This window comes from Chryseobacterium sp. 2TAF14 (assembly GCF_052115105.1).
Taxonomy (GTDB): Bacteria; Bacteroidota; Bacteroidia; order Flavobacteriales; family Weeksellaceae; genus Chryseobacterium.
In genome coordinates this window covers 1-2972 of record NZ_JBFRGA010000256.1, presented here as the reverse complement: position 1 = coordinate 2972, position 2972 = coordinate 1, and the positions used below count along the sequence as shown (strand labels likewise).

General features: G+C 32.5%; 5 protein-coding genes. 4 read left to right on the top strand and 1 reads right to left on the bottom strand.

What is annotated here, in order from left to right:
* A partial coding sequence (locus tag AB4Y90_RS17040; protein WP_441558760.1) for a signal recognition particle receptor subunit alpha occupies positions 1 to 122 on the bottom strand: 122 nt, incomplete at its 3' end.
* A 423-nt stretch (positions 123 to 545) separates the two neighbouring features.
* Here AB4Y90_RS17040 and AB4Y90_RS17035 point away from each other — a divergent pair.
* The 4 genes from AB4Y90_RS17035 to AB4Y90_RS17020 all read left to right on the top strand — a co-directional run bounded on the left by AB4Y90_RS17035 (position 546) and on the right by AB4Y90_RS17020 (position 2906).
* Positions 546 to 914 carry a hypothetical protein gene (locus AB4Y90_RS17035; RefSeq protein WP_441558759.1) on the top strand — a complete coding sequence of 123 codons (369 nt, stop codon included), beginning with the start codon at positions 546 to 548 and terminating at the stop codon, positions 912 to 914.
* Positions 915 to 1000: 86 nt separating this feature from the next.
* Positions 1001 to 2077: a F0F1 ATP synthase subunit A gene (gene atpB / locus AB4Y90_RS17030; RefSeq protein ID WP_441558758.1), complete on the top strand. Its 1077-nt coding sequence runs from the start codon at positions 1001 to 1003 to the stop codon at positions 2075 to 2077.
* Positions 2078 to 2117: 40 nt separating this feature from the next.
* On the top strand, positions 2118 to 2327 hold the full coding sequence (gene atpE, locus AB4Y90_RS17025) for an ATP synthase F0 subunit C (RefSeq protein ID WP_034675836.1): 210 nt from the start codon (positions 2118 to 2120) through the stop codon (positions 2325 to 2327).
* 84 nt (positions 2328 to 2411) lie between these two features.
* Positions 2412 to 2906 (top strand): F0F1 ATP synthase subunit B, encoded by a 495-nt coding sequence (locus AB4Y90_RS17020; protein ID WP_441558757.1) that lies wholly within the window; start codon positions 2412 to 2414, stop codon positions 2904 to 2906.
* The last annotated feature ends 66 nt before the right edge of the window (positions 2907 to 2972 follow it).

The window sequence follows — 2972 nt, the reverse complement described above, 5'->3', positions numbered from 1 at the left end:
GCATCTACCAATGCTCTACGAATTTCTTTTACGGTTTCCGCAACGTTGATCTCGGTGATTTTTCCACGTCCGGAAATATTATGAAGGGCTTTGTCTAATTTATCCTGTAAACTATTAAACATACTTTAATTAATTAAATGGTTTGCAAAAATAACAATTTTATATCTAAAAACCTTAGTGTGATTGATATTTAAAAGAATTTGAATTTCCCTTAAATATAATAGATGATTTTATTAGATTATAAGAATAAATTAAAATGATGTACATTTAGAGATTTCACTTCTAGCTTCTAGTATTTATTAAGCCACGAATACACAAATGTTATGATGTGAAAATGAAAAAAATATTTGTGTATTAGTGGCAAAAAAAATCTAAAGTCGATAATTGATTTCTAATCTTTAATGAAAACTATGAATTTGTAGTTTATTAAATGCTTTTTTTTGATAGATTAAGGAAATCTGTTTTTCAAATTAGGGGTAAAAGTCATTTTTTTCACCAGAGATTAAGATTAGGATATATCATAAATTTTGGTAGTTTTGCAGCCAATGGAAAAATTTTTAGTCGTTTTAAAAGGATTGGGGGTATTTTTACTGCTTTCTGCTGTATTGTTTGTTTTACAGTGGCAATTGGCGGAGAATAATGTAGTGGTGCTGGATTATAAAATCCATATTCTTATATTTTTTGTTACGTTAATCAGTTTATTAACAATTTTAGTAGTTTTCGCACTCGAAAAAAAGAATGTGATAGGATTTATTTTTCTTGGGTTTGTGGTTTTTAAATTTTTCGCAATGGGCTACATCGCTGTGTTTCAGAAAGATTTCAGACTGCATATTGTTCCATATTTCGTTCTGTATTGGGTTTACCTGTTGATAGAAGTAGTTTTTGTTTTAAAATTAGTCAAAAAACAAGACTAATATCATGTAATATAAAATTGAAGAATTGCTAAAAATCGAATAAAAATTTATATTTTTGCAAAAATTTTAGAAATAAAAGTCTAGTCATGAGTTTTAAAAAACTGTTAATCGCCCTTTATCTTTTTGTCTTCTGCTTTTCATTTGCAGAAACACACGAAGGTACTGCGGAAGCTGCAAAGGATGAAAAGTACAATCCGGTTCCATTTATTATGCACCATATTCAGGATGCACACAATTGGCATCTTTGGGGTGAAGGCCACAATTCTGTAGGAATTTCTTTACCTGTCATTCTTTGGGATAATGGTTTAAAAGTATTCAGCTCTGAAAAATTCGGACATGCAGAAGAGAAGGTTGCTGAAKTAGACGGTAGTTTCTATAAAGTACACCACAACAAAATTTATTCTACAAATGCAGCAGGTGATTTAGAAATGCACGATGGTCACCCGACAAACAATGAGCCTTTAGATTTTTCTATTACTAAAGTAGTTGCTCAGATGATTTTGGCTGCTATTATCATTTTATTGATCGGTTTTGCTGCGGCATCAAGCTATAAAAAATCTCAGGTTCCTTCAGGAATTGCGAAATTTATCGAGCCGATTGTGGTTTTCGTAAGAGACGATATTGCTTTACAAAACATCGGTTCTGTAAGATACAGAAAATACGTTCCATATTTGGTTACTTTGTTCTTATTTATCTGGATTCTAAATATTTTAGGATTACTTCCAGGAGCTGCAAATACAACAGGTAACATTGCATTTACAATGGTTCTTGCAGTATTTACTTTATTAATTGTAAACTTGAGCGGTAGAAAAACATATTGGATGCACATGTTTGATCCATTGGGAAGCAACATGCCTTTCGCCGGGAAAATCTTAGTATATATTATATTAGTACCGGTAGAATTATTAGGGATTATTACTAAACCTTTTGCATTGATGATCCGTCTTTTTGCGAACATGACTGCAGGACACATCATCATCATGAGTTTGATCTCTTTGATCTTCATCATGAAAACATATATGATTACTCCGGTATCATTAGGTTTATCATTATTTATTTATGTTTTGGAAGTATTGGTAGCAGCTTTACAGGCTTATATCTTTACGATGTTGACGGCATTATTTATCGGGGCGGCTGTAGAAGAGCCACACCACGATCATTAATTAAATTAAAACTAAAAACAACTTTTTAAATTATAATATTATGACAGGTAGTATCGCAGCAATCGGAGCTGGTTTAGCAGTTCTAGGTGTAGGATTAGGTATTGGTAAAATTGGTGGTAGCGCAATGGAAGGTATTGCAAGACAGCCAGAGCAATCAGGAAAAATCCAAACTGCAATGATTATCGCAGCAGCTCTTATTGAGGGTGCTGGTCTATTCGGTATCGTAGTAGCGTTACTAGGAAACGGATAGTAAACAAACAGAATTCTACAAACGGTTGGTTTGTAGAATTCTTTTAAAAAAGTTAAAACAAATTAAAAAAATAATTGATATAAAATGGAATTATTAACTCCTTCAATTGGTAACATATTCTGGACAGCAGTAGTATTTTTATTATTGGTCGTTCTTCTTAAAGCTTTTGCTTGGAAACCTATTCTAAGTGCTGTAAAAACCAGAGAAGACAATATTCAGGATGCTCTTAATCAGGCTAAATTGGCTAAAAAAGAGATGGAAACTCTAAAAGCGGATAACGAAAGAATTATGCGTGAGGCTAAAATCGAAAGAGATGCTATCTTAAAAGAAGCCAGAGAAATTAAAGACAGAATCGTAGCTGAAGCTAAAGATGCTGCTAAGTCTGAAGGAGATAAATTAATCGAAGCTGCAAAACAAACGATTGCTGCTGAGAAAAATGCTGCAATGGCAGACATCAAATCTCAGATCGGTATCTTGTCTGTAAATATTGCAGAATCTATCCTTAAGCAAAAGCTTGAAAACACTGAAGCTCAAAACGAATTGGTTCAGAATTATTTAAACAAATCAAATCTTAACTAAGAATGCTTACATCTAAAGTAGCTAAAAGATACGCACAAGGTTTACTGGATTTCACAAACGAATCCG

Excerpts from the sequence above, each read along its gene's own strand:
- AB4Y90_RS17035 (WP_441558759.1), top strand. The coding sequence starts at position 546 with ATGGAAAAATTTTTAGTCGTTTTAAAAGGATTGGGGGTATTTTTACTG.
- AB4Y90_RS17020 (WP_441558757.1), top strand. The coding sequence starts at position 2,412 with ATGGAATTATTAACTCCTTCAATTGGTAACATATTCTGGACAGCAGTA.
- atpE (WP_034675836.1), top strand. The coding sequence starts at position 2,118 with ATGACAGGTAGTATCGCAGCAATCGGAGCTGGTTTAGCAGTTCTAGGT.